The sequence below is a fragment of the Rhodovulum strictum genome (assembly GCF_009649175.1).
GTDB classification, from domain to species: domain Bacteria; phylum Pseudomonadota; class Alphaproteobacteria; order Rhodobacterales; family Rhodobacteraceae; genus Rhodovulum; species Rhodovulum strictum.
Map to the genome: position 1 here is coordinate 68,989 of NZ_WJPO01000008.1, position 24,913 is coordinate 93,901.

The following is a 24,913-nucleotide window of genomic DNA, read 5'->3' on the forward strand; positions in this document are numbered from 1 at the left end:
TTCCGGCCCGCCCGTGGCCTAGGGCGTGCCCCAGCCACCGCCGCCGGGGGTGTTGATCTCGAACAGCGCCCCGGCCGGAAGGTCGATCCGGTCATTGCCCCTCAACTCGACCCGCTGGCCGCCGGGCAGTTCGGCGCGGTTCTCGCCCACCGCACCCGGATCGCCGCCGCCCACCCCGAAGGGCGGGATCTCCCGGTGCGAACACAGCGTCGTCACCGTCACGGGTTCAAGGAATCTGAGCCGCCGGATCACCCCGTCCCCGCCGCGCCAGCGCCCGCCCCCGCCCGAGCCGCGCCGGATCGCGAACGCCTCCAGCCGCACGGGAAAGCGCCGTTCCAGCACTTCCGGGTCGGTCATCCGGGTGTTGGTCATGTGGCTTTGCACCGCGTCGCAGCCCGGAAAGCCCGGCCCGGCCCCGGTGCCGCCCGCGATGGTTTCGTAGTTCTGGAACCGCGCATTGCCCCAGGCGAAATTGTTCATCGTGCCCTGGCTGCACGCGATCACGCCCAGCGCGCCGTATAGCGCGTTGCAGGCGGCCTGGCTGACCTCGGTATTGCCGGCGATAACGGCCGCCGGGTAGCGCGGGTTCAGCATCGAGCCTTCGGGCACGATGATCTTCAGCGGTTTCAGGCAGCCCTCGTTCAGCGGGATCTCGGCGCCGACCATGGTGCGGAAGACATAGAGCACCACCGCCCGGCAGATCGCCAGGGGCGCGTTGTAATTGCCCGCATCCTGCGGCGAGGTGCCGGTGAAGTCGATCACCGCCTCGCGGCGGTCGCGATCCACGCGCAACGCCACCTTGATGACCGCGCCGTGATCCATCGGGTAGGAAAAGCTGCCATCGCGCAGCGTGCCGATCACCCGGCGCACGCTTTCCTCGGCATTGTCCTGCACATGGCCCATATAGGCCATCACCACGTCGCGGCCGTATTGCTCGACCACCTTCAGCAATTCCCGCCGCCCGGTCTCGTTCGCGGCGACCTGCGCCTTGAGATCGGCCATGTTCTGCGCGACGTTGCGGCAGGGCCAGCGCCCCGAGGCCAGCAGCGCAGCGGTTTCCTGCTCCATCAATCGGCCCTGATCCACCAGCCGGACATTGTCGATCAGCACGCCCTCGTCCTCGATCACGGTCGAGTCGGGCGGCGCCGATCCCGGCGTGCGCCCGCCGATATCGGCATGATGCCCGCGCGAGCCCAGCCAGAACAGGATCTCGTCGCCGACAAAGACCGGCGTCACCACCGTCACGTCGGGCAGATGCGTGCCGCCATTATAGGGCGAGTTCAGCATGAAGGCGTCGCCCGGCCGGATCGCGCCTGCATTCTCGCGCATCACCGCCTTGATCGAGTCCGACATGGAACCAAGATGCACCGGCACATGCGGGGCGTTGGCCACCAGATCGCCCCTGGCGTCGAAGATCGCGCAGGAAAAATCCAGTCGCTCCTTGATGTTGACCGACCAGGACGTGTTCGCCAGCGTAGCACCCATCTGCTCGGCCACCGACATGAACAGGTTCGACATCACCTCCAGCAGCACCGGGTCGGCCTCGGTGCCCAGCGCGCGGGGGCGGGACTTGGCCTGAACGCGGGTCAGGATCAGGTTGCCAAGGGCATCCAGTTCGGCGGCCCAGCCCGGTTCGACCACATTGGTCCCCGTGGGCTCGGCGATGATGGCGGGGCCGTCGATCCGCACCCCGGCGCCAAGGCTTGTGCGGTCGTAAAGCGGCACCTCGGCCCATGCGCCGTCCAGATGCACCGGAACGCGCGCCATGACCTGCGCCGAAGCCCCGGGCACCATCGCGGCGGGCGCCTCGCCGGTGGCGCCGATCGCCTCGACATCCAGCATGTCGAAGCAGAGCGCCCGTTCGGGCGAGGTGAAGCCGAAGCGCGCCAGATGCGCGGCCTCGAACGCCGCCTGCATTCCGGGCGGGGGGGCAAAGGGCACCTCCAGCGTCTGGTGCGAACCCTCATAGCGCAGATGCGCCCGGGCCACGGTGCGGATCGCGTCCTCGGGCACACCCTGCGCGGCGACCTGCGCCATCGCCCGGGTCCGCAGCGCGGCAACGGCGGCCTCGGCCCCGGCGATATCGGCAAGCGAGGCGTCGAACTGGGTTTCCTCGATGGCCCGGATCTCGGCCAGGCCCATGCCATAGGCCGACAGCACCCCCGCAAAGGGATGCAGGAACACCCGCTTCATGCCCAGCGCATCGGCCACCAGACAGGCATGCTGCCCGCCCGCGCCGCCGAAACATTGCAGCGTGTAGCCGGTGACGTCATGGCCGCGCTGGACGGATATCTTCTTGATCGCGTTCGCCATGTTGTCGACGGCGATCCGCAGGAAGCCTTCGGCCACCGCTTCGGGGCTGCGCGCGGTCTCGCCCGTGGCGGCCGCGATGTCATGGGCCAGTGCGGCGAATTTCTCGCGCACGATATCCACATCCAGCGGCTGATCGCCCCCCGGCCCGAACAGGGCGGGGAAATGCGCGGGGTTCAGCTTGCCCAGCATCACGTTGCAATCGGTCACCGTCAGCGGCCCGCCCCGGCGATAGCAGGCAGGCCCCGGATCGGCGCCCGCGCTTTCGGGACCGACCTGGAACCGGCCATCGGCGAAGCGGCAGATCGACCCGCCGCCCGCGGCAACGGTGTGAATGTCCATCATCGGCGCGCGCATCCGGACGCCCGCCACCTCGGTTTCGAAGCTGCGCTCATAGGTTCCGGCATAATGGCTGACATCGGTGGACGTGCCGCCCATGTCGAAGCCGATCAGCCGGTCGAAACCCGCGGCCTCCGCCGTTCGGACCATGCCGACGATGCCACCCGCGGGCCCCGAGAGGATCGCGTCCTTGCCCTGGAACAGTGCGGCATCGGTCAGCCCGCCATTCGACTGCATGAACAACAGCCGCTCGCAGCCCCCCGCGCCGACATCCAGCGCGCCCGCCACCTGATCGACATAGCGGCGCAGGATCGGCGAGAGATAGGCATCGACCACCGTGGTATCGCCCCGCCCCACCAGCTTGATGAGGCGCGAGACGCGATGGCTGACCGAGACCTGGGTGAATCCCTCCTCGGCAGCGATTTCGGCCAGCCGGTCCTCATGCGCGCCGTTCAGGTAGCCATGCATCAGCGCGATGGCGACCGCCCGGATGCCGCGGCCATGCGCCGCCCGCAGCGCCGCCCGCGCCGCGTCTTCGTCCAGCGGCAGCAGGATATTGCCGTCGGCATCCAGCCGCTCGGCCACCTCGGCCACGTCCTCGTAGAGCAGGTCCGGGCGGCGGATATGCAGGTCGAACAGCCGCGGCCGGGTCTGGTAGCCGATGCGCAGCAGATCCGCGAAGCCCTGCGTGATCAGCAGCAGCACCCGCTCGCCCTTGCGCTCCAGAAGCGCGTTGGTGGCAACCGTCGTGCCCATCTTGACCGCCCGGATCGCGCCCTCGGGCAAGGACGTATCCGGCGCCAGCCCCAGCAGATCGCGGATGCCCTGCACGGCGGCATCGCGGTAGCGTTCGGGGTTCTCGGACAGAAGCTTGTGGGTCATGAGCCGCCCATCGGGCGCGCGCGCCACGATGTCGGTAAAGGTACCGCCCCGGTCGATCCAGAATTCCCAGCCGCCCATGTCCCTGCCCCGCTGCCCCGCGCCACCATGTCCGCCGCGCGCGCGAAAGGTCAAGGCCAGCCCGGCGCCGGGCGGAACGCTGTCCCGACAGGCTGCGGATTTCCCTTGCATCCGGGGAACGGCGTTCCGATTGTAGGCCGACCCCGCAAGGAGAGGACCATGGCCCGCACCGATGACAGACCCGAGCTTGACGCGCTGGACCGGCGCATCCTGGGCGAGTTGCAGGCCGATGCCGCCCAGTCGCTGGACGATATCGCGAAAAAGGTCGGCTCGTCCAAGACGCCGGTCTGGAACCGCATCCGCAAGATGCGCGAGGCAGGCGTGATCCGCCAGCAGACGGTGATCGTCGACCCGCGGGCGCTGGATCGCGGCACCTGTTTCTTCGTGCTGATCCGCACCTCGGAACACGAGGCGGACTGGCAGCGCCGTTTCCTTGCCGCGCTGCTGAAACGCCCGGAGGTTCTGGAAGCGCACAGGCTGGCAGGCGAGATCGACTATATCCTGAAGGTGCGCGTGTCGGATGCCGCGGCCTATGACACCTTTTATCAGGCGCTGATCGCGGATGTGCGCATCTTCAACGTCACGGCCCTGTTGTCGATGGAGGAGATCAAGGCGACCACCGTCCTGCCGGTCGGATGAACCGGCACGCCGCCCGACCATGACGCTTGACTTGTCGGCGCCGATGGCCCATTGACAGGGATCGCTGCGCTGCCGCGTGAGCAGGCCACGCCCCGGTGCGGGGCGTATCAGCGCAAAAGACATCTCCGTTCCCCATCACGCAGGGTTCACGACGCGACGGCCGGATGGCGCGGGCGATTCCCGTCTGTCCCGAGGCCGCGCCAACCCACTTGCGCCGCGCGATCCGCGCGGTGTTCCGGTTTTCCCGCGCGGGGCCGCATGCCCTTGCGCGACCAGAAAAGGACGTCCCTTGAGCGATTTCACCACCCTCGGCCTCGTGTCGACCCTGACCGATGCGCTGCACCAGGCAGGTTTTGCGACCCCCACCCCGATCCAGACCCAGGCGATCCCGCTGGCGCTGGAAGGCCACGACATCCTGGGCCTTGCCCAGACCGGCACCGGCAAGACGCTGGCCTTCGGCCTGCCGCTGATCCAGAACCTGATGGCAAGCCCCGGCAAGCCCGCGCCGAAATCCGCCAAGGCGCTGATCCTGGCACCGACGCGCGAACTGGTCACCCAGATCGCCGACGCGCTGCGCGCCCTGACCGCGGGCACGAAACTGCGCGTTGCGACCGTGGTGGGCGGGCAGTCGATCAACCGGCAGGTCAGCCTGCTGGAACGCGGCACCGATATCCTGGTCGCAACACCGGGTCGGCTGATCGACCTGATGGACCGCCGCGCGGTCGATCTGGGCACGGCCCGCCATCTGGTGCTGGACGAGGCTGACCAAATGCTGGATCTGGGCTTCATCCATGCCCTGCGCCGGATCGCCCCGAAACTGGGCACGCCGCGCCAGACCATGCTGTTCTCGGCCACGATGCCGAAACAGATGGAGGAACTGAGCCGCGCCTATCTGACCGATCCGCGCCGGGTGCAGGTTTCGCCCCCGGGCAAGGCCGCCGACAAGGTCACCCAGTCGGTGCATTTCCTTGACAAGGCCGAGAAACCCGCCCGCCTGCGCGACATCTTGGCCCGCGATCCCGGCGCGCTGACGCTGGTCTTCGCGCGCACCAAGCACGGCGCCGAAAAGCTGATGAAGGGGCTGGTCGCCGACGGGCACAACGCCGCCTCGATCCATGGCAACAAGAGCCAGGGCCAGCGCGACCGCGCGATCAAGGCGTTCCGCGAGGGCACGATCACCACGCTGGTCGCCACCGATGTCGCCGCGCGCGGCATCGACATTCCCGGCGTGGCCTATGTGGTGAATTTCGACCTGCCCGAAGTGCCGGACAACTATGTTCACCGCATCGGCCGCACCGCCCGCGCCGGGCGCGAGGGCGAGGCGATCGCGCTGTGCGCCCCCGACGAGGTGGGGCTGCTGCAACAGATCGAACGCCTGATGAAGATCGAGATCCCCGTGGCCAGCGGCGACCGCCCGTCCGGCAGCGGTGCCCCCCGAACGGCAGGCAAGCCGCAGCCGCGCGGTGGCAAACCCGCCGCACGCCCGCGCGCCGAGAACCCGGCCCCGGGCAAGGCACGGCGCCCGCGCCGCCGCCGCGCGGCCTGAGCCGCGGACAGGCGCGGGGTCAGCGGGGGACGAAATCCGCCGCGCTGATGGCCCCGTCGCCGTTGCGGTCAAGCAGCGCCAGCCAGTCCGCCCCGGCCAGCCGCAGCTCGGCCGGGCTGATCCGGCCATTGCCGTCAAGGTCGTTGCGCTTCAGCCGCAGCCCGCTGGCCAGCCGCGCGATCTCGGCCCCGCTGCGCCCGCCCACGGCACGCAGATCGGACTGCCGCGCCGCATCGAAGCGGGCGGCCTCGTGCGGGTCGAGGATGCCGTTGCCGTCGCTGTCGAACCGGGCGAACACCCCGGGCGGGATCTGCATGATCTCGGCCAGGGTGGCGATGCCATCGCCGTTGCGGTCCCATTCCGCAACAAAGCGCCCCTCCAACCCGCCGGGACTGCCCGCCGCGGCGGCGCTGGCAAACAGACCTAGGATCAGGGCGGCCGGGACAGGACGGGGCATGGGCGCGGCTCCTTGCAGGGATCTGACCCCAAAGCTGTAGGCCAGTCCTGCCGGTCAGGCAACCGCGGCGCCGCAGACGCCTATTCGACCGCCTGCGCCTTTTCCTCGGTCAGCTGATCGTAACATTCCATCGCGGCAGCCGCATACATCATCGCCGGGCCGCCCCCCATCTGGATCGCCATGGCCAGCACATCGCCCACCTCGTCGCGGGTGGCGCCCACACGCACCAGCGCCTCCATATGCAGCACGATGCAGGCTTCGCAGCGGGTCGCGACCGCAATGCCCAGCGCGACGAATTCCTTGGTCTTGAAATCGAGCGTGCCGCCCTCCTTGACCGCCTTGCCCAGCGCCCCGAACGCCTTGGTCGCCTCGGGGATCGCCTTGTTCAGCCGCTTGAGCTGATCCTTGGTCGTGTCGCGTTTTGCCGTCCAGTCCATGCCTGTCTCCCTGCGGCTCAAACTCGCATCCCTCACACCAGTTTTCCTGCCCCCTTTCCTTGACCCGGGTCAAGGCAGACGGGTTTCCCGGCGATCAGCGTCAGGTTGTTCGCGGGCATTTCGGCCGGGGGCTCGGCCACCAGCCCCGCTGCCTGCATCCAGCCCAGCACCTCGGCGACGGATTTGTAGCCGATACCGGGATCCTGCGCGACAAGGCTCGCGTGAAAGGCCGCATCGCCTTCGCTGGCGAATCCCTCGTCGCGGCGGAACGGGCCGTAGATCATCAGCACGCCCCCCGGCGCCAGCGCGGCGGCGGCCTCGCGCACCAGCGTCCCGGCCTCGGTCTGGCTGACAAGATGCAGGATGTTGCTGGCAAAGATCAGATCCTGGCCCCGATACGCCGCCCCCCAGCCCGGCGCACAGGCATCCAGCGCAATGGCGGGCCGGATGTTCGCCAGTCCCGCATGGGCGGCCCAGGCGTCGATGCTGGCCCGTCGCGCGGGGTCGATCTCGGTGGGTTGCCAGTCGAGCCCGGGCAGGTCCGCCGCGATCCGCACCGCATGTTCGCCCGTCCCGCTGGCGATCTCCAGCGCCCGGCCCGTTTGCGGCGCCCGCGTGGCGATCACCGCGCAGATGGCGTCGGCATTGCGCGCGGCAGACGGCGCGTGCATCCGCCCATCCGCGCCGGGCTGCGCCACCGAGGCGCTGTCGGGAAGGCTCAACCGCCGGCTCATGGCGCGAACCGCCCGGGGCTGAAGACCGCGGCCAGTTCGGCCCCGATGGCAGGCGCGCGCCCCGCGACCAGATCGGCCGCCAGATTGCTGGCCGCGGGGGCTGTCTGAAACCCCACGCCACCCTGCCCCGCCTGCCAGAAAAAGGCGGGCTCGGCCGGATCGAAACCGATCACCAGCAGCCGGTCCGGCGCAAAGGTCCGCAAGCCCGCCCAGTTCGTCTCGACCCGGGTGACGGGCTCGGTCACCATTTCCTCGTAACGCGCCAGCCCCTCGGCCAGAACCATGTCATCGGCAAAGGCGTCATGCGGCGCCACCGGATCCTCCTCGGCGGGCGAAACCAGCAGCTTTCCGGCATCGGGCTTGCAATACCACCGCTCGCCCGCGCCCACCACCATGGGCCAGCCGCGCAGATCCTGCCCCCCCGGTGCAGGCAGCCGCGCCATCGACCGGCGCATCGGGACAAAGCCCAGCGGCGCCACCCCCGCCATCCGCGCCACCTCGTCCACCCAGGCGCCCGCGGCATTGACCAGAACGCGCCCCTCGACGGGGCCCTTGCCGGTCTCGACCCGCCAGCCAGCGGCAATCCGGGTGATCGCCGTGACCCGCGCGCCGGTCGTCACGCTGCCGCCCCCGGCCCGGATCTCGCGGACATGGGCCTGGATCATCCGGTCGGTGTCCAGATCCCAGGCCTCGGGGTTGAACCCGGCAAAGGCCAGGCTTGCGGGGTTCAGCACCGGCATGCGCGCCCGCGCCTCCTCCGGCGACAGGCGCACAAGCCCCATATGCGCGACATCGCGCGCAAACGCCGCCGCGTCCTCGGCACGGCCGACCACCATCAACCCGCGCTCGGACAGGCCCCCCATTGCCGCATGCGCGTCATGGCTGGCCCGGTTCAGCGCCACGATGGGCGGGGCGCCCAGGCACATGTCGAACAGCGCCGCCGACCGCCCCGAGGCGTGATAGCCCAGCCCCGCCTCGGCCTCGACCAACGCGACGCGCCCCAGATCGGACAGCCGCGCGCCGACCGACACCCCGGCGATCCCGCCGCCGATCACGATGAAATCGTTGTCCATGCCCCCGACATAACGCAAGCGCGCGGCAAAGCCAAAGCCCCGCCGCGCGCCCTTCTTCTGGCCGGAAATATCCCGGGGGAGCCGCCGCGCCCGCGGCGGCGGGGGCAGCGCCCCCCTGCCTTATTTCGGAACTTCGGCGGTCAGCCCCTCGACATAGAAGTTCATGCCCAGAAGCGTCGCGTCATCCGCCACCTCGCCCTCGGCCAGCCAGGGCGTGCCGTCCTGCCGGTTCAGCGGCCCGGTAAAGGCGTGATACTCGCCGCTTGCCAGCGCGGCGATCAGCGCCTCGGCCTCGGCCTTGACCTCGGCGGGCACTGCCTCCGAGATCTCGCCGATCTCGACCATGCCCGGACCGATCCCGTCCCAGGTGTCCGTGCTTTCCCAGGTGCCGTCGATCACCGCCTGAACGCGGTCGATGTAATAGGGCGACCAGTTGTCGATGATCGAGGAGATCCGCGGTTTCGGCGCATATTCGGCCATGTCCGAGGCCTGCCCGAAAGTATAGACATTGCCCGCCCGCTCGGCCGCGGCCTGCGGCGCGGTCGAGTCGGTGTGCTGAAGGATCACATCGGCCCCTTGTTCGATAAGTGCAGTTGCCGCATCGGCCTCCTTGGCCGGATCGAACCAGGTATAGGCCCAGACGATCTTGAACTGGACGTCGGGATTGACTTGTTTTGCATGGATGTAGGCGGCGTTGATCCCCTGGATCACCTCGGGGATCGGATAGGCGCCGATATAGCCGATGATGTTCGATTCCGTCATGCGCCCGGCGATCAGACCCTGCACCGCGCGGCCTTCGTAGAAGCGGGCGGAATAGGTGCTGACATTGTCGGCGCGCTTGTAGCCGGTGGCGTGCTCGAATTTCACATTGGGGAATTTCTGCGCGACATTGATGACCGGATCCATGTAGCCGAACGAGGTCGCAAAGATCAGATCCGCCCCCGACAGCGCCATCTGGGTCATCACCCGCTCGGCATCCGCGCCTTCGGGCACGCTTTCCTGATAGACGGTTTCCACCGCATCGCCGAACTGCGCCTCGATCGCCAGCCGGCCCTTGTCATGTTCATAGGTCCAACCGCCATCGCCGATCGGGCCGACATAGACGAAGCCGACCTTGATCTTGTCCTGGGCAGCCGCGGCCCCGGCAAGGCCCAACGCGAAGGCAGCCGAGGCAAGGAGTGTTCTGCGGTTCATGGATCGTGATCTCCCGTGTTGGCGGCGGCTGACGGGCCGCCGGTTGGCAAGGCCTCAATTCGAGGCGTGGAACACCCGGCCCAGCGAGGCGGGCGCGTTCAGTGCCGCGCGGCCCCGGTCGGCCGACATGATGACGAGCACAAGGATCGTTACCAGATAGGGCGAGGCGGACAAGAGTTCGACCGGAACGGCAACGCCTGCGGCTTGCAGGTTCAGTTGCAGCACCGCCACCCCGCCGAACAGATAGGCACCCAGCAGTACCCGCCCCGCCCGCCAGCTGGCAAAGACCACTATGGCCAGCGCGATCCAGCCTGCGCCCGCGGTCATGCCTTCGGTCCATTGCGGCACGCGGATCAGGCTGAGATAGGCCCCCCCCAGCCCCGCGCAGGCACCGCCAAAGGCGATGGCGGCCAGCCGGATGCGCACCACGTGATAGCCCAGCGCATGGGCCGCGTCGTGGTTTTCGCCCACCGCGCGCAGGATCAGCCCGGGCCGCGTGAAGCGCAGGAAGACCCAGACCGCGACTACCAGCCCAAGGCTGAGATAGACGATCAGATCGTGGGAAAACAGGATGCGGCCCAGAACCGGGATATCGGCCAGCGGACCCAGATCGGGTTTCGCCATCGCGGGGGGCTTGATGCCGACATAGCCCTGCCCGATCAGCGCCGAAAAACCCAGCCCGAACAGCGTCAGCGCCAGCCCCGTCGCCACCTGGTTCGACATAAGCACCTGGGTCAGGAAGCCGAAGACCAGCGACAGCGCCGCCCCCCCGAGCATCGCCGCCAGAAAGCCCAGGACAGGGCTTCCGGTCTCGACCGCGATGGCAAAGCCGCAGATCGCGCCGGTGATCATCATGCCCTCGACGCCTAGGTTCAGGACGCCCGATTTCTCGACCACCAGTTCGCCGATCGCGGCCAGCAGGATCGGCGTCGCCGCCACCATCAGCGAGGCCGCCAGCACCGCCGGATTGATCGCGGACAGATCCATCAGGCAACCCTCCGCCGCCCAAGGCGAATGTGGTAATTGGACAAGACATCGACCCCCAGCAGGAAGAAAAGCAACATTCCCTGAAAGGCCTGGATTGCAGCAGCCGGGATGCCAAGCATGAATTGTGCAAGCTCGCCGCCGATATAGGTCAGCGCCATCAAGAGCCCCGCCAGCAGGATTCCGACCGGATGCAGCCGCCCCAGGAAGGCGACGATGATCGCGGTGAAGCCATAGCCCTGGTTGAAGCCGATATTGACCCGCCCGGCCGGCCCCGACACCTCGAACATGCCCGCAAGCCCCGCCAGCGCCCCCGACAGCCCCAGGCAGATCAGCACCAGCGCGTTCGGATTGACACCCGCAAAGCGCGCGGCGCGGGGGCTCTGGCCCGCCAGCCGGATCTGAAAGCCCAGCATGTGCCGGGTCAACATCACATAGGCCGCGATGACCGCGATGAAGGCGGCGGCGACGCCCCAATGCATGCCGGTGCCCGCGATCAGTTCGGTATTGGCCGCCGCCGGATAATGCTGAAGGTTGCGGCTGCCCGGAAAGCCGCCGCCCTCGGGGTTCTTCATAAGCCCCAGCGCCATCGCGGCCAGCACCTGCTCGGCCACATAGACCAGCAGCAGCGAGACGAGGATTTCGTTGGTGCGGAACCGCGTCTTGAGGATCGCCGGGATCATCGCCCAGGCCCAGCCGCCCAGCGCCCCGGCCAGCACCATCAGCGGGAACAGGAACCACGCATCCAGCGGGTAAAGCGCCAGTGCCACGCCCGCCCCCGCAAGCGCGCCCATGATGTATTGCCCCTCGGCGCCGATGTTCCAGATGCCCGCGCGAAAGCCCAGCGACAGCCCCGTGGCGATCAGGATCAACGGCCCCGCCTTTACCAGCAATTGCGGGCGCGAATAGCTGGCGAACTGTTCGTTGAACAGCGGATCCCAGAAGATCGTGCGGATCGCCACGACCGGATCCTTGCCCAGTGCGGCGAACATCAGCCCGCCCGCCACCATGGTCAGCGCCACGGCAAGAACCGGGGTGGCCACCGTCCAGATGCGCGAGGGCTGGGGGCGTTTTTCAAGGCGGATCATGGCTGCCCCCTAGTCGGCCACATGGGCCACCTCCATGTCATGCGCGCCGCCCAGCATCAGGCCGATTTCCTCCAGCGTCAGGCCCTGCGCGGGGCGCGGGGGGGACAGCCGACCTTCGTTCAGCGCGGCGAAGCGGTCCGAGATCTCCATCAGCTCGTCCAGATCCTGGCTGATGACGATGACCGCCGCGCCCGCTTGCGCGAGATCAAGCAGCGCCTGCCGGATCGCGGCGGCCGCCGCCGCATCGACGCCCCAGGTCGGCTGGTTCACGACCAGAACCTCGGGGCGCTGCAAGACCTCGCGGCCGATGACGAATTTCTGAAGGTTGCCCCCCGAAAGCGAGCGCGCGGCATTGCCCGGCCCCGGCGTGCGCACGTCGAAATCCGCGATCACCCTTTCGGCAAAGGCGCGCGTCGCGGGCCAGTTCAGGAAACCGCGCGCGGCCAGCCCTTCGCGGATCGCGGCGGTCAGCAGCGCGTTTTCGGTCAGGCTCATGTCTGGCGCGGCGGCATGGCCCAGCCGTTCCTCGGGCGCGGCCAGCACCGCGATGCGCCGCCGCGGGCTTGGCCCCAGCGCCCCGATCGGCCGCCCCTTGAGCCGCACCGCCCCCGGCGTGACCGGCGTCTCGCCCGAAAGCGCGGCCAGCAATTCGTCCTGCCCATTGCCCGCGACCCCACCGACGCCCAGGATCTCGCCCGCGCGGACGCTGAACGAGATGTCGCGCAGCGATGTGCCGAACGGCGTGGCCGAGGGCAGCGACAGCCCCGTGACCTCTAGCACCACCTCGCCGGGGCTGCCGCCCGCCCGAGCAGGCGTGTCAAGCCGCGCGCCCACCATCATCTCGGCCAGATCCGCGGCGCTTTTCTCGCGCGGGATGCAGCTTTCGACAACGCGACCGCGGCGCAGGATCGTCGCCCGGTCGCAGAGCGTGCGGATTTCCTCGAGCTTGTGCGAGATGTAAAGGATCGCGGTCCCCTCGGCGGCCAGTTTCCTGAGCGTTGCGAACAGGATCGACACCTCTTGCGGGGTCAGCACGCTGGTCGGTTCGTCCATGATCAGCAGCTTGGGATCCTGAAGCAGGCAGCGGATGATCTCGACCCGCTGGCGTTCGCCGGCGGACAGATCGCCGACCAGCCGCGCGGGGTTCAGCGGCAGGCCATAGGTTTCGCTGACCGCGCGGATCCGGGCGGCAAGCTGGCGCATCGGCGGCGGCGTCTCCATGCCCAGCGCGATGTTCTCGGCCACGCTGAGCGCGTCGAACAGGCTGAAATGCTGGAACACCATCGCCACGCCCGCCTTGCGTGCCGCACTGGGTTCGGCGGGCGCATAGGCCCGGCCGCGCAGCGTCATGCCACCCGCATCCGGCTGCACAAGGCCGTAGATCATCTTGACGAGGGTGGATTTCCCCGCGCCGTTCTCGCCCAGAAGCGCGTGGATTTCGCCTTCGGCGATATCGAAGCTGACGCGATCATTGGCGACCACCCCGGGATAGGCCCTGGTCAGGCCCTCGACTTTCAGTAGTGCTGTCACCCGGCGGCGTCCCCAGCGGTCCTTGCTTCCTTTCGTCTACTAGACCGACCGTGCGCCCCCCTGCAACGGTCTCGGGCCGCATCCGGCCCGCAACCCGCCCGGATCGTCGGCATCTGCCCACAAAACGATCACCCGCCATGGGCGCAAGCAGGCCAGCCAGTTCCGCGCGGCATGAGGGCCCCCAGGACGCGGCGCATCGTTTCCTTGAGGTTTTCCTGCGGTCGGCGGGGTAGACGGTGCGCGACGGGAAGGGGGGCGGTGGGTTGGCACCCACCCTACGCCTTCTCGGGCCGCGTCCTTTGCAGCACCCGTCTATGCGTCTTGTTATAGCCTATTTCCGGATCGTTCGAACGCAGGGCAATGATGAACTCGGATTCCTTGCGCGAGATCTCTGCCTTGTCGTCGCTTTCAAACAGTATTTCCTTTCGCAACGAGAAGTCGCGCAACTCCTCAACAGAGAAGTCGGCCTCGACATCCAGCACATTCCAGGAGCCGAAATACCGCAGGGAATGGCCGGGCTCGCCTATGTCCTTGCCAACATAGATTTTCCCGTTGGGGAAGGAGATTTTATAGACCACATATCGGAGCTTCCGCGGCATGTCAGCAAATGGATCGGGCGTAGCTTGCTCGTGTCAATCCTACTGATCCAGGAAACTCCGCAACTTCCGCGACCGGCTCGGGTGCTTCAACTTCCTGAGCGCCTTGGCCTCGATCTGGCGGATGCGTTCGCGGGTGACGCTGAATTGCTGGCCGACTTCCTCAAGCGTGTGGTCGGTGTTCATGCCGATGCCGAAACGCATGCGCAGCACCCGTTCCTCGCGCGGGGTCAGCGAGGCGAGGACGCGGGTCGTGGTTTCCTTGAGGTTTTCCTGAATGGCGCTGTCCAGCGGCAGGACGGCGTTCTTGTCCTCGATGAAATCGCCAAGCTGGCTGTCCTCCTCGTCGCCGATGGGGGTTTCGAGGCTGATCGGTTCCTTGGCGATCTTCATCACCTTGCGAACCTTTTCCAGCGGCATCTGGAGCTTTTCGGCCAGTTCCTCGGGCGTGGGTTCGCGACCGATCTCGTGCAGCATCTGGCGGCCCGTGCGCACCAGCTTGTTGATCGTCTCGATCATGTGGACGGGGATGCGGATGGTGCGGGCCTGATCGGCGATCGAGCGGGTGATCGCCTGGCGGATCCACCAGGTCGCATAGGTGCTGAACTTGTAGCCGCGGCGGTATTCGAACTTGTCCACCGCCTTCATCAGCCCGATATTGCCTTCCTGGATGAGATCGAGGAATTGCAGGCCCCGGTTGGTGTATTTCTTGGCAATCGAGATCACCAGCCGCAGGTTCGCCTCGACCATTTCCTTCTTGGCCTGACGGGCCTCTTTCTCGCCCTTCTGGACCTGATTGACGATGCGGCGGAATTCCTGGATGTCGACGCCGACATACTGGCCGACCTGCGCCATGTCGGCGCGCAATTCGGCCACCTTGTAGCCCGAGCGTTCCACGAAAGCCTGCCAGCCGCGCCCGGCCTTGCCCGCCATCCGCTCCATCCAGTGCGGATCAAGCTCGTGGCCGCGATATTCGTCGATGAACTCGCGCCGGTTGATGCGCGCCTCGTCGGCGAGCTTCACCATGGCGCTGTCGATCTGCATGATCTTGCGGTTGATGCCGTAAAGCTGGTCGATCAGCGCCTCGATCCGGTTGTTGTGCAGGTGCAGCTCGTTCACCAGCTCGACGATCTCGGCGCGCAGCTTCTGGTATTCGGTCTCGTCGCGCTGGGAGAATTGCAGCGCCTTGTTCAGCGTCGCCTGGATGCGCTTGTCCTGGATCTGGGACAGCTTGACATAATCGCGCGCGATCCGGTCCAGCGTTTCCAGCACGCGCGGTTTCAGCGCGGCCTCCATCGCGGCAAGGCTCATGTTGGCCTGCTCGTCGTCCTCGTCCTCGTCGTCGCGGCGGATCGGGTTGCCGTCGGCATCAAGCTCGGGCTCGGCATCGCGGCGGGTATTGGTGTTGGCCGCCGCCTCGACATCCAGCCCGTCGACCACCGGCACGTCGTCGTCGCCCTCGACCGAGCGGCCGAAGGTGGCATCAAGGTCGATGACATCGCGCAGCAGGATGTCCTCGTTCAGAAGCTCGTCGCGCCAGATGGTGATCGCCTGAAAGGTCAGCGGGCTTTCGCAAAGCCCCGCGATCATCGTGTTGCGCCCGGCCTCGATCCGCTTGGCGATGGCGATCTCGCCCTCGCGCGACAGCAACTCGACCGAGCCCATCTCGCGCAGGTACATCCGCACCGGGTCGTCGGTGCGATCCAGCGTCTCGGACTGGCTGGTGGCGACCGCGACCTCGCGCGAGGAGGAGGTTTCGACCACTTCGGTCGAGCCCTCGTCGGGTTCCTCGGCGTCGTCGTCGGAATCGATGACATTGATGCCCATTTCGGAGAGCATCGACATCACGTCCTCGATCTGCTCCGACGACACCTGTTCGGGGGGCAGGACCTGGTTGAGCTGGTCATAGGTGATGTAGCCGCGCTCCTTGGCGTCGGCGATCATCCTCTTGACCTGGGCCTGGCTCATGTCGAGCGAGATCTCGGGATCCTGCTCGTCGGTCTTGCGGTCGTCGGCGTCTTTCGCTGCCATGGAGTGCTCCTTGCGGGGGAGGCTGATTCGTTCAGGCTACTGGACCCGACTCATTAGCGCGAATCATCGGGAAGGCCACCCGATTCCCCTGGTTGTCACGACGTTTCCCGACCTCCTGCGCCCGGAATGCGTCGCTTTCCGCGGCTGTAGTCGATTCGTTCCAGCAATTCGTCAAAGGCGTCCTTCTCGTCGCGGCTGATCCGGGCGCCGTTCGGCCCGATCTGGAAGTCGGTTCGATCCTCGGTCTGCTTGCGGCCCGCGCGGTTGCGCGCCTCGGCCGCCTGGCCCAGACGCCAGGTCAGCCCCTCGTCCGCCAGACCCTGAAGATCGTGCATCGCTTCCTCGATCTCCCGTTCCGCACCCCGCTCTGCCGACAGTTTGGCCAGTTCCTCGGCCAGACACAGCGCAGCCTTGGTGGCATCACCGGGGTCGCGGATCGGCGGTGCTATGCGGACATGGCCGAGCGCATGCAGCTTTTCAAGGGGCGCGGCGCCGACACGGGCCGTCAGCGCGGCGCGGAATGCCGCAGGCGCGTCATGCGGCGTGGCATGGGCCTCGGCCAGAAGCGCGGCCAGCAGGCGCGCGTGTTCGGCAGAGGCGCAGTCCAGCCGTTCCAGTTCGCTTTCGAATTCGGGGATCAGCGCGGGATGGGCGATCAGCGTGGCCAGGATCACCGCCTCGCGCAGTTCTTCCTCGAACCGCGCGGGGGCGGCGACCAGCGCCGAGCCGCGCGTGCTGGGGCGCGGGGCGGCGGGGGCCGGGCGCCCCTTCCATTCGCCCTTGCGGGCTGGGCTGCGGGCGGGGCGGAACAGGGCCCAGCGCAGGCGGTTGATCTCGTCGCCGTAATGGCGCCGCAGCGAGGGATCCTTGATCCGGACCAGCGCCTGACGCAGGTCGCGGTCCAGCGCGGCGCGGCGTTCGGGGCTGTCAAAGGATTTGCCCTCGGTCTCGCGCTCCCACAACAGTTGCACCATCGGGCGCGCGGCCTCGATCAGCTTGCCCATGGCCCCCGCCCCGCCGCTGCGGATCACGTCATCGGGATCCTGCCCGGGCGGCATCAGGGCAAAGCGCAGCGCATGGCCCGCCTCTAGCAGCGGCAGCGCCAGGTCGATCAGGCGGCGCGCGGCATTGATCCCCGCCTTGTCGCCGTCAAGCGCGATCACCGGCTCGGGATGGATGCGCCAGAGCAGGTGCAACTGCGCCTCGGTGATCGCGGTGCCCAGGGGGGCCACCGCCGCCGGGAACCCCGCCTCGACCAGCGCGATCACGTCCATGTAGCCCTCGGCCACGATCAGCGGCTGGCCCTTGCCCGCCGCCTCGCGCGCGGGGCCGTGGTTGTAAAGGTTCAGCCCCTTGTCGAACAGCTCGGTCTGCGGCGAGTTCAGGTATTTCGCGCCATCCGCCGGGTCCATCGCCCGGCCGCCAAAGGCGATGGCACGCCCGCGCGCGTCGCGGATCGGGAACAGGATGCGGTTGCGGAAGATGTCATAGGGTGTGCCCCCGCGGTCGGAGGGCCGCGCCAGCCCCGCCCCCAGGATCAGATCCTCGGCGACGCCGCGGCTGCGCAGATGTTCCCACAGCCCCTGCCAGCCCGGCGGGGCAAAGCCGATTTCCCAACGGTCGCGCGCCGCCTCGTCCAGCCCGCGCCGGTCGAGATAGGCCCGCGCCTCGGCCGCCGCAGCGCTGCGCAACTGCATGCGGTAATGGCGCAGCGCCTGTTCCATCACCTCGGCCAGTTGCGCGCGGCGGTCGGCCTTTTGCTGCGCCTGCGGATCGCGCGCGGGCATCTGCATGCCGGCCTCGCGCGCGAGGATCTCGACCGCTTCCATGAATCCGATATTCTCGGTCTCGCGCAGGAACGAGATCGCGTCGCCCTTCGCGTGGCAGCCGAAGCAGTAGTAATAGCCCTTGCGGTCATCGACATGGAAACTGGCGGTCCGTTCCTCGTGGAACGGACAGGGCGCCCACAGATCGCCCTTGCCCTGATTCGACTTGCGCAGATCCCAGGTGACCTTGCGGCCGACCACACCCGCCAGCGACACGCGGCTGCGCAATTCTTCGAGGAATCCGGGGGGCAGGCTCATGGCGCATTATATCGGGCGCGGGCGGGGTTCTGTCCAGTCGCCCTGCGGCCCTGTGCAACGCCTGTCCCGTCCCCGGCGGGCGATTGTCCCGGGGCGAACCACAATGCCGGAGAACGGCCGCAAAAACGCACGGATTCGGCCGAAGATTCACCTGAACGCAAGGTTTTCCGCCTCAATTTCGCCCCGGATTGCCCATCATACTGCGCCCGCGCGGTGTGTGCCAAACCGGCCCGCATGGCTCAGAGACCGAGGATATTGATGATGTCGATCGTTCCGAAAACTTGCGGCGCCCCGGCAGGCCGGGGCTGGCGTGGCGCCCTGAACCGGCGGCTTGCCCGGTTCCGGCGGGACGAGGACGGGGGGCTGATCGCCTTCTCGCTGTTCATCCTCGTGGCGATGCTGCTGACCGCCGGGCTGGCAATCGACTTCATGCGCTACGAATCAACGCGATCGCGGCTTCAGAACACGATGGACCGCGCGGTGCTGGCCGCCGCCAGCCTCAGCCAGACACAGGACGCCGAGGCGGTGGTGCGGGACTATTTCGAGAAGGCCGGGCTTGCCGACTATCTCGGCCCGATCTCGGTCGACGAGGAAAAGGCCGCCGGGATAACCTCGTACCGCAAGGTGCGCGTCACCGCCGGGGCGACCTTGCGGCCGATCTTCCTGTCCTTCATCGGCATGGAGGAAATGCCGGTCATCACCAGCAGTTCAGCCGAAGAAGGCATCAGCGATCTCGAGATCTCGATGGTGCTGGACGTCTCGGGCTCGATGGCCTGGGCTGCCGCCTCGGGCAACACGCGGATCCATGACCTGAAGGAGGCGGCCAAGGATTTCGTCTATCACATGCAGTGCAACCCCAACGCCAGCCGCGCCTCGGCCAAGTCGTGCGAGGTCGAGCACGGGAAGGTCTCGATCTCGATCGTGCCCTATTCCGAACAGGTGAACGCCGGTCCGCTCCTGCTGTCCCAGTTCAACGTCACCAACGAGCACAGCAGTTCCTACTGCGTCGACTTCTCGGAAGACGATTATTCCGAAGTGAGCATGGGCAATTACGTTACCGACCCCTTGTCGGCCCTGATCCCGGCACCTCAGGACATCCTGCGCCGCACCGGCCATTTCGATCCCTGGAAATCCTACTCATCCACGCCCTCGTCCTGGACCTGCGATGTCAAAAGCGGGCGCTGGATCGCGCCACTGATCGATTCCCACCTTGCCGCCTATACGGTGATCGACGGGCTTGTTGCCGAGGGCAACACCTCGATTGATGTCGGCATGAAATGGGGGACGGCCCTGCTTGACCCCGGGCTCAGGCTTCCGGTGACGACCCTGACCGCAACACCCGTGGCCGCCGGCTCGCCCAAGACGGTGATCGACCCGAAGCTGGCCGGGCGGCCCTACAATTACGGCCAGAGCTACAACATGAAGGCCGTGGTGCTGATGACGGATGGTGTGAACACCGATCAGCATTACCTCAAGGACCAGTACCGCTCCGGCCCGTCAGAGGTCTGGCACTACAGGAATCCGGACGGCACGCCCGGGGATCCCGTCTATTCGGTCTACAATCCCGGCACAAAAAAGTACCGCTGGGTCAACAAGAACGGCAGCACGTTCAAGACCGGCGATTTCGACAATGTCTATGTCGGCGATGCGGAAACCTGCAGCTACCAGACCGTTACCTATTACGACCCCTGGTGGCGGTTGCGGACGCGTCAGGAACTTGTCTGCACGCCCCTTCCCGTCGGGACACCCTATCAGCTGACCTTCCCCGAGGTCTGGGCGACCTTTACGACCAGATGGTACAGCCGGTTCGCCTGGCTCAGCAATCCCTTGCTCGCCCATGGCAACGCCACCAAGAACGCGCGCCTGCAAGAGATCTGCAACGCCGCGAAGAAGCAGAACATCCTCGTCTACACGATCGGCTTCGAGGTCGGCAAGGACAGCGAGGAAGAGCGCGTCCTGCGCAGCTGCGCAACCACGGTGAACCACTTCTTCCTTGCCGACGGGCTGAACCTGTCCGACACGTTCGGCGCCATCGCCTCGTCGCTCAATCAGTTGAGGCTGACCGAATGAGGACGCGGCCCCGCCTGCTGCCCCGGATCGCCCCTGCGCTGCGCCGGGAGGACGGGACCGCCACGGTCGAGGTGGTCCTTGCCCTGCCGATCGTGATGCTGGTGTTCCTGATGGGGCTGGAGGCGTCGATCCTGATGACCCGCCAGATGCTGCTTGAACATGCGCTGGACGTGTCGATGCGGGACATCAGGCTGGGCAAGCATCCCGGCCTGGACCATGACAAGTTCAAGGATATCGTTTGCAGTCAGGCCAACCTGTTCCCCGATTGCAGGAACGTCGTCAGGATCGAACTGTCGCCGATCTCCAAGACCACCTGGACCCTGCCCGGCCAGGCTGCGACCTGCGTGGACCGGCGGGCCGAAATGCAGCCGGTGACCAATTTCACCCAAGGCCCCCAGAACAGCCTGATGATGGTGCGTGCCTGCGTCGTGGTCGACCCGTTCTTTCCCGGGATCGGCCTTGGCCTGCGGCTGCACACCACCTCTGGCGACGGCTATGCGCTGGTGGCCACGTCTGCCTTCGTCAATGAACCGGGCGCCGGAACCTGAGCCATGCTGCGCGCCATTCTCGCCCCGTTCCGCCGTTTCGCCCGCGATACACAGGGCAACATGGTGATCGAACTGCTGCTGATGCTGCCCTTCTTCCTGTGGGCGATCCTTGGCATCATCACCTATTTCTACGGCTTTCACATGAAGACGATCAACCTCAAGGGCGCCTACACGGTCTCCGACCTGCTGAGCCGGGAAATGGAAGGCCCGGTGACCCCCGCCTATATCGAGGGGCTGGACAATGTCTTCAACTACATCACCAACACGGCCGACGATCTGGGCCGGCTGCGCGTCACGCTGGTCACATGCACCCAGAATTGCGGGGTGAACGATACCGGCCGCGTCCTGGAAATCGACTGGTCCTACGGCACGGGCGGTCTGAACCCGATGACCACGGACGACCTGAACACGACCTTCGAGCCCAACATTCCGATCATGCCGTCAAACGAACGCGCGATTCTGGTCGAAACCCAACTGCTCTACCGGCCGCCGGTCACGTCGATCTGGTTCGGGGTCGAGACCATGCAGATGGACAGCTTCGTCGTCACCCGGCCCCGCTTCGTTCCCAAGCTGGAATGGTCCGGAGGCTGACCCGCGCCGCGCCGGGTTTGACCACGGCCAGGAGTTTCGCCGAAGCAGGGCAGGATGCGATCGTCCCGCGGTGCCGATCGGCGGCAGGACGGGCGCAGCGCGCAGGGATGCGGCGTGCCGGTCTCAGCGCCCGGCGCCGCTATCCTGCGCACCGTCGCGCTCGCGTTTCTGCAAGTGCAGGGCGAGGATGTCGGCCATGGCCCGCGCCTCGACCGCCGAGGTCACGCCGCCCACGCCGATCCGGCGGCCGATCCGCCACCAGACGCCCGGCACCCAGACCGGCGGCCTGATTGCCACCAGCAGAACGGTGAACCCGTTCGAGGGTTTCAGCGCGAATGCCCCGCGTTCGACGCGCGCGATCTCGTCGATCCGGGCCAGTTCGCGGCCGGTGCTGTCGAACAGGCCGTCGCGGGTCAGCCGCAGCCGGCAGGTCGTGGCGCGGCGCATTGCCTCACCCAGCGCCAGGATCGCGACCCCCAGCGCCGCAAGGAACCCGCGCCACAGCGCGTCCTCGGGCGGGCGGACCAGCGCCACCGACAGAAGCAGACCGGCCAGAATCACCAGAATGCCCAGCGCGAAGATGCGGCGCGGCGCTGACACGTTCAGAACGGCGAGTTCGTCGCTCATCGGCCCTTGCCCCTCCTCTGCCGGGATCACCCGGGACCGTCTAGCGGCGGGCGCGGACCGCGCCAAGGCCAAACAGCGACTCGAAATCCGGCGGACAATCGCCTAGATTACAAGCGCAGCGGGCGAAAGGGGGGTCGTCAAGCCAAAGAACCCCAGACGCGGCGAAAAGGCACCTTGCCCGCAGCGCATAACGCGGCATCTTGGGACGGAAGCCAATTCGTTTTGGTGGACAGGATCAACGTAGGTGGACCATGACTGACAAACTTGAAATGCCCTCGCAGCTTTCCAACGAAGCGACCCCGCTCTCGTCCAAGATGAACTGGCCCCTGCTGAGCGGCCGGAAAACCAATGTCGAACTGAAGACCGACGATCCGACCCCGTTCTCGTCCAAGATGAACTGGCCGCTGATCGGCGGGCGTGGCGAAGGCAATGTCGAGCTGATGACCGGCAACCCCACCATCTTCTCGAGCAAGATGGGCTGGCCGCTGCTCAGCGACAAGCCGACCATGTTCGACACCCAGCTGAACACCACCCAGGGCGGCGGCAGCAGCAGCACCGGCGATGGCGGCTTCAGCAAGTTCCTGCGCGGCATCATGACCGGCGAAGTGCAGAAGTAAGCACGCGCCTCTGACCGTTTCCAGCACCCGGCGATTCGCTTCGCCGGGTGTTGTCTTTTCGGCGGGCTGCGCCCCCGGGGGTCTCAGGCGCCGACCGCCTTGCGCACCATGTCCCAGTAAAGCCCGGCCACCCTCTCGCGGCTGAGCCGCCCGGCATCGCGATACCAGGTGGTCACGCCGGTCAGCATCGCGATCACCGCAAGCGTCGCCAGCTTGGTATCGGGCAGGTCGAACACCCCCGCCGCCTGACCCGCGCGCAGGATATCCTCCAGCTCGGTTTCGTAGCGTTTGCGCAGCGCCTCGATCCCGGCAAAGTTCTCGGGCGCGAGGTTGCGCAATTCCATATAGGCGATGAAGACCGCATCGGGCCGTTCCAGGTGAAAGCGGATATGGAACCGCGTGAACGCCTCAAGCGCGCCCAGCGGCCCCTCGCCCCGGGGTTCGTCCGCCCAGGCGGCCAGCAAGTCTTCGAGATGGGCGCGCATCAGGTCGGCCAGAAGCCCCTGCTTGTCGGGGATGTAATTGTAAAGCGCCCCCGCCTGCACCCCCACCTCGGCCGCGATCTGGCGCATCGTGACGGCGGCATAGCCATGGCGCGCAAACAGCCGCTGCGCGGCCTCGCGCAGCCGCGGGCCGGTGATCTCGGAATGGGAACCGGAGGTGCGGGCCATGGGGTCAGTGTTATCTGAACAGCCGTTCATTTCAATCCCTGCGCGAGTGCGCGGGCAGCGCGGCTTGCCGCGGGGCGGAATGCGGGGATATGGTCGGCCCGCAACAAGAGGGCGGCGGGATGACGGCAGGCATCGCGGGAAGAATGGCGGGGGCGGCGCTGGTCGTGGCGCTGGCAGGCTGCGCAGCGCCCGGCCCCACACCCGCAACCGGCGCCTATCCCCGGCTCGTGCCGGTCGAGCCGATCCTTGACCGCGCCGCCGAACCCGGTGCCACCGCGGCGGAGACGGAGGCGCTCGAGTCCCGCGCCGCCGCCCTGCGCGCCCGGGCCGCTGCCCTGCGCGCCCGCGACATCTGAGCCCCGGCCGCGTTGCAAGCCCCGCGCCTTCGCGCTAACACCCCCGCGAAGCCTTGGCCCGAGACCAACCCGGAGCACGCCCCATGACCACCCCCCTGCGCCTCGGCATCGCCGGGCTTGGCACCGTCGGCGCCGGTGTCGTCAAGATCGTCCAGACCCGCGCGAATCTGATCGCCCAGCGCGCCGGGCGGCCGGTGACGGTCACGGCCGTTTCGGCCCGCAGCCGCGATCGCGACCGGGGCGTGGACCTGTCCGCCTATGCCTGGGAGGACGACCCCGTGGCGCTGGCCCGGCGCGAGGATGTCGATATCTTCGTCGAGCTGATGGGCGGATCGGACGGCCCCGCCAAGGCCGCGACCGAGGCCGCGATTGCCGCGGGCAAGGACGTGGTGACCGCCAACAAGGCGATGCTGGCGATCCATGGCCAGGCGCTGGCCGAGGCCGCCGAGGGCGCAGGCCGGGTGATCCGGTTCGAGGCGGCGGTGGCGGGGGGCATCCCGGTCATCAAGGCGCTGACCGAGGGGCTGGCGGGCAACCGGGTCACCCGGGTCATGGGCGTGATGAACGGCACCTGCAACTACATCCTGACGCGCATGGAATCCGAGGGGCTGCCCTACGAAACCGTCTTCGAGGAGGCGCGCGCGCTGGGCTATCTCGAGGCCGATCCCACGCTGGACGTGGGCGGGATCGACGCGGGCCACAAGCTGTCGCTTCTGGCTGCCATCGCCTTTGGCACCAAGGTCGATTTCGCCGCGATGGAGCTTGAGGGGATCGAGCGGATCTCGATCGGCGATATCCGCCACGCCGCCGACATGGGCTTTCGGATCAAGCTGCTGGGCGTCGCGCAGATGACCGGGCGGGGGCTGGAACAGCGCATGTCGCCCTGTCTGGTGCCCGCGACATCGCCGCTGGGCCAGCTTGAGGGGGCGACCAACATGGTGGTTCTCGAAGGCGATGCGGTGGGGCAGATCGTGCTGCGCGGCCCCGGTGCGGGTCAGGGGCCGACCGCCAGCGCGGTGATGGCGGATGTGATCGACATCGCCCGCGGTTTCCGGGTGGCGACCTTCGGCCAGCCTGCCGCCGGGCTGGAACAGGCGCGCGGGGCGCGGGCCTCGGCCGCGGCGCCCTACTACCTGCGCATGGAGCTTGAGGACAAGCCCGGCGCGCTGGCCAAGGTGGCCGCGGTGCTGGGCGAGGCGGGCGTCTCGATCGACCGGATGCGGCAATATGGCCATGCCACCCCGACCGCGCCGGTGCTGTTCGTGACCCACAAGACCACGCGCGACGCGCTGGATCATGCGCGCAAGGGCTTTGCCGCAACCGGCGTCGTGGTGGGCGAGCCGGTGGCGATCCGGATCGAGGAGGTCTGAGCCACGCCTGCGCGGGGCGCATCCCGCGCAAGGCAGCCCTTTACGGCTCATTAACCTTAAC

Annotated in this window: 22 protein-coding genes; 8 read left to right on the forward strand and 14 right to left on the reverse strand. The window is 67.5% G+C overall.

The annotated features are described in order from the left end of the window. Nucleotides 1-18: 18 nt before the first annotated feature. A complete protein-coding gene (locus GH815_RS07300; RefSeq protein ID WP_153748107.1) occupies nucleotides 19-3,609 on the reverse strand; it encodes a hydantoinase B/oxoprolinase family protein in 3,591 nt (1,196 codons plus the stop codon). A gap of 159 nt (nucleotides 3,610-3,768) precedes the next feature. On the opposite strand from GH815_RS07300, the gene GH815_RS07305 reads away from it, so the two are divergent. Next, nucleotides 3,769-4,248, forward strand: coding sequence for an Lrp/AsnC family transcriptional regulator (locus GH815_RS07305; RefSeq protein ID WP_153748108.1), 480 nt, complete (start codon nucleotides 3,769-3,771; stop codon nucleotides 4,246-4,248). Between the two features lie 289 nt (nucleotides 4,249-4,537). After that, on the forward strand, nucleotides 4,538-5,794 hold the full coding sequence (locus tag GH815_RS07310; RefSeq protein ID WP_153748109.1) for a DEAD/DEAH box helicase: 1,257 nt from the start codon (nucleotides 4,538-4,540) through the stop codon (nucleotides 5,792-5,794). 19 nt (nucleotides 5,795-5,813) lie between these two features. Here GH815_RS07310 and GH815_RS07315 read toward each other — a convergent pair whose 3' ends face one another. From GH815_RS07315 to dnaG, 11 genes are all read right to left on the reverse strand, one after another. Next, complete coding sequence (locus GH815_RS07315; RefSeq protein ID WP_153748110.1) at nucleotides 5,814-6,251, reverse strand: EF-hand domain-containing protein; 438 nt, start codon at nucleotides 6,249-6,251, stop codon at nucleotides 5,814-5,816. An 80-nt stretch (nucleotides 6,252-6,331) separates the two neighbouring features. After that, nucleotides 6,332-6,688, reverse strand: a complete 357-nt coding sequence (locus GH815_RS07320) for a carboxymuconolactone decarboxylase family protein (RefSeq protein WP_153748111.1) — start codon at nucleotides 6,686-6,688, stop codon at nucleotides 6,332-6,334. 32 nt (nucleotides 6,689-6,720) lie between these two features. Continuing rightward, complete coding sequence (locus GH815_RS07325; protein ID WP_153748112.1) at nucleotides 6,721-7,422, reverse strand: DUF938 domain-containing protein; 702 nt, start codon at nucleotides 7,420-7,422, stop codon at nucleotides 6,721-6,723. Further along, entirely contained in the window at nucleotides 7,419-8,495 is a 1,077-nt protein-coding gene (locus tag GH815_RS07330) for an NAD(P)/FAD-dependent oxidoreductase (protein ID WP_153748113.1), read from the reverse strand. Before GH815_RS07330 ends, GH815_RS07325 begins: the two co-directional genes overlap by 4 nt. 120 nt (nucleotides 8,496-8,615) lie before the next feature. Then, entirely contained in the window at nucleotides 8,616-9,689 is a 1,074-nt protein-coding gene (locus tag GH815_RS07335) for a BMP family ABC transporter substrate-binding protein (protein ID WP_153748114.1), read from the reverse strand. A gap of 54 nt (nucleotides 9,690-9,743) precedes the next feature. Continuing rightward, nucleotides 9,744-10,676, reverse strand: a complete 933-nt coding sequence (locus tag GH815_RS07340; protein WP_153748115.1) for an ABC transporter permease — start codon at nucleotides 10,674-10,676, stop codon at nucleotides 9,744-9,746. Continuing rightward, entirely contained in the window at nucleotides 10,676-11,761 is a 1,086-nt protein-coding gene (locus GH815_RS07345; protein WP_153748116.1) for an ABC transporter permease, read from the reverse strand. Before GH815_RS07345 ends, GH815_RS07340 begins: the two co-directional genes overlap by 1 nt. A 9-nt stretch (nucleotides 11,762-11,770) precedes the next feature. After that, entirely contained in the window at nucleotides 11,771-13,291 is a 1,521-nt protein-coding gene (locus GH815_RS07350; RefSeq protein WP_343030710.1) for an ABC transporter ATP-binding protein, read from the reverse strand. Nucleotides 13,292-13,566: 275 nt separating this feature from the next. Next, nucleotides 13,567-13,890, reverse strand: coding sequence for a GIY-YIG nuclease family protein (locus GH815_RS07355; RefSeq protein ID WP_153748117.1), 324 nt, complete (start codon nucleotides 13,888-13,890; stop codon nucleotides 13,567-13,569). A gap of 39 nt (nucleotides 13,891-13,929) precedes the next feature. Further along, the gene (gene rpoD, locus GH815_RS07360) at nucleotides 13,930-15,918 is read right to left on the reverse strand and encodes an RNA polymerase sigma factor RpoD (protein WP_153748118.1); all 1,989 of its coding nucleotides are present in this window, start codon (nucleotides 15,916-15,918) and stop codon (nucleotides 13,930-13,932) included. Between the two features lie 95 nt (nucleotides 15,919-16,013). Further along, nucleotides 16,014-18,002, reverse strand: a complete 1,989-nt coding sequence (dnaG, locus tag GH815_RS07365) for a DNA primase (protein WP_153748119.1) — start codon at nucleotides 18,000-18,002, stop codon at nucleotides 16,014-16,016. Nucleotides 18,003-18,263: 261 nt separating this feature from the next. Between dnaG and GH815_RS07370 the strand changes: the two genes are divergently transcribed. Genes GH815_RS07370 through GH815_RS07380 form a run of 3 tightly spaced genes read left to right on the forward strand, consistent with a single transcriptional unit; the run spans nucleotide 18,264 to nucleotide 21,211 of the window. Next, a complete protein-coding gene (locus tag GH815_RS07370) occupies nucleotides 18,264-20,072 on the forward strand; it encodes a TadE/TadG family type IV pilus assembly protein (protein ID WP_170290314.1) in 1,809 nt (602 codons plus the stop codon). Then, on the forward strand, nucleotides 20,069-20,620 hold the full coding sequence (locus tag GH815_RS07375) for a TadE/TadG family type IV pilus assembly protein (RefSeq protein WP_153748121.1): 552 nt from the start codon (nucleotides 20,069-20,071) through the stop codon (nucleotides 20,618-20,620). The genes GH815_RS07370 and GH815_RS07375 overlap by 4 nt, the downstream gene beginning before the upstream one ends. A 3-nt stretch (nucleotides 20,621-20,623) precedes the next feature. Then, nucleotides 20,624-21,211 carry a TadE/TadG family type IV pilus assembly protein gene (locus tag GH815_RS07380; RefSeq protein WP_153748122.1) on the forward strand — a complete coding sequence of 196 codons (588 nt, stop codon included), beginning with the start codon at nucleotides 20,624-20,626 and terminating at the stop codon, nucleotides 21,209-21,211. 123 nt (nucleotides 21,212-21,334) lie between these two features. Here the strand turns inward: GH815_RS07380 and GH815_RS07385 are convergent, their stop codons facing one another. Next, nucleotides 21,335-21,838, reverse strand: a complete 504-nt coding sequence (locus GH815_RS07385) for a hypothetical protein (RefSeq protein WP_153748123.1) — start codon at nucleotides 21,836-21,838, stop codon at nucleotides 21,335-21,337. A gap of 251 nt (nucleotides 21,839-22,089) precedes the next feature. Between GH815_RS07385 and GH815_RS07390 the strand changes: the two genes are divergently transcribed. Further along, nucleotides 22,090-22,455 (forward strand): hypothetical protein, encoded by a 366-nt coding sequence (locus GH815_RS07390; protein WP_153748124.1) that lies wholly within the window; start codon nucleotides 22,090-22,092, stop codon nucleotides 22,453-22,455. Nucleotides 22,456-22,538: 83 nt separating this feature from the next. Here the strand turns inward: GH815_RS07390 and GH815_RS07395 are convergent, their stop codons facing one another. Further along, a complete protein-coding gene (locus tag GH815_RS07395) occupies nucleotides 22,539-23,126 on the reverse strand; it encodes a TetR/AcrR family transcriptional regulator (protein ID WP_153748125.1) in 588 nt (195 codons plus the stop codon). 119 nt (nucleotides 23,127-23,245) lie between these two features. Here GH815_RS07395 and GH815_RS07400 point away from each other — a divergent pair, with 119 nt between their 5' ends. Then, nucleotides 23,246-23,482 (forward strand): hypothetical protein, encoded by a 237-nt coding sequence (locus GH815_RS07400; RefSeq protein ID WP_153748126.1) that lies wholly within the window; start codon nucleotides 23,246-23,248, stop codon nucleotides 23,480-23,482. Between the two features lie 83 nt (nucleotides 23,483-23,565). Continuing rightward, a complete protein-coding gene (locus GH815_RS07405) occupies nucleotides 23,566-24,852 on the forward strand; it encodes a homoserine dehydrogenase (RefSeq protein ID WP_153748127.1) in 1,287 nt (428 codons plus the stop codon). Nucleotides 24,853-24,913 lie beyond the last annotated feature (61 nt).

Excerpts from the sequence above, each read along its gene's own strand:
- GH815_RS07385 (WP_153748123.1), bottom strand. The coding sequence starts at position 21,838 with ATGAGCGACGAACTCGCCGTTCTGAACGTGTCAGCGCCGCGCCGCATC.
- rpoD (WP_153748118.1), bottom strand. The coding sequence starts at position 15,918 with ATGGCAGCGAAAGACGCCGACGACCGCAAGACCGACGAGCAGGATCCC.
- GH815_RS07320 (WP_153748111.1), bottom strand. The coding sequence starts at position 6,688 with ATGGACTGGACGGCAAAACGCGACACGACCAAGGATCAGCTCAAGCGG.
- GH815_RS07325 (WP_153748112.1), bottom strand. The coding sequence starts at position 7,422 with ATGAGCCGGCGGTTGAGCCTTCCCGACAGCGCCTCGGTGGCGCAGCCC.
- dnaG (WP_153748119.1), bottom strand. The coding sequence starts at position 18,002 with ATGAGCCTGCCCCCCGGATTCCTCGAAGAATTGCGCAGCCGCGTGTCG.
- GH815_RS07305 (WP_153748108.1), top strand. The coding sequence starts at position 3,769 with ATGGCCCGCACCGATGACAGACCCGAGCTTGACGCGCTGGACCGGCGC.
- GH815_RS07315 (WP_153748110.1), bottom strand. The coding sequence starts at position 6,251 with ATGCCCCGTCCTGTCCCGGCCGCCCTGATCCTAGGTCTGTTTGCCAGC.
- GH815_RS07300 (WP_153748107.1), bottom strand. The coding sequence starts at position 3,609 with ATGGGCGGCTGGGAATTCTGGATCGACCGGGGCGGTACCTTTACCGAC.
- GH815_RS07335 (WP_153748114.1), bottom strand. The coding sequence starts at position 9,689 with ATGAACCGCAGAACACTCCTTGCCTCGGCTGCCTTCGCGTTGGGCCTT.
- GH815_RS07400 (WP_153748126.1), top strand. The coding sequence starts at position 23,246 with ATGACGGCAGGCATCGCGGGAAGAATGGCGGGGGCGGCGCTGGTCGTG.
- GH815_RS07340 (WP_153748115.1), bottom strand. The coding sequence starts at position 10,676 with ATGGATCTGTCCGCGATCAATCCGGCGGTGCTGGCGGCCTCGCTGATG.
- GH815_RS07370 (WP_170290314.1), top strand. The coding sequence starts at position 18,264 with ATGTCGATCGTTCCGAAAACTTGCGGCGCCCCGGCAGGCCGGGGCTGG.
- GH815_RS07380 (WP_153748122.1), top strand. The coding sequence starts at position 20,624 with ATGCTGCGCGCCATTCTCGCCCCGTTCCGCCGTTTCGCCCGCGATACA.
- GH815_RS07375 (WP_153748121.1), top strand. The coding sequence starts at position 20,069 with ATGAGGACGCGGCCCCGCCTGCTGCCCCGGATCGCCCCTGCGCTGCGC.
- GH815_RS07395 (WP_153748125.1), bottom strand. The coding sequence starts at position 23,126 with ATGGCCCGCACCTCCGGTTCCCATTCCGAGATCACCGGCCCGCGGCTG.
- GH815_RS07390 (WP_153748124.1), top strand. The coding sequence starts at position 22,090 with ATGACTGACAAACTTGAAATGCCCTCGCAGCTTTCCAACGAAGCGACC.
- GH815_RS07355 (WP_153748117.1), bottom strand. The coding sequence starts at position 13,890 with ATGCCGCGGAAGCTCCGATATGTGGTCTATAAAATCTCCTTCCCCAAC.
- GH815_RS07405 (WP_153748127.1), top strand. The coding sequence starts at position 23,566 with ATGACCACCCCCCTGCGCCTCGGCATCGCCGGGCTTGGCACCGTCGGC.
- GH815_RS07345 (WP_153748116.1), bottom strand. The coding sequence starts at position 11,761 with ATGATCCGCCTTGAAAAACGCCCCCAGCCCTCGCGCATCTGGACGGTG.
- GH815_RS07330 (WP_153748113.1), bottom strand. The coding sequence starts at position 8,495 with ATGGACAACGATTTCATCGTGATCGGCGGCGGGATCGCCGGGGTGTCG.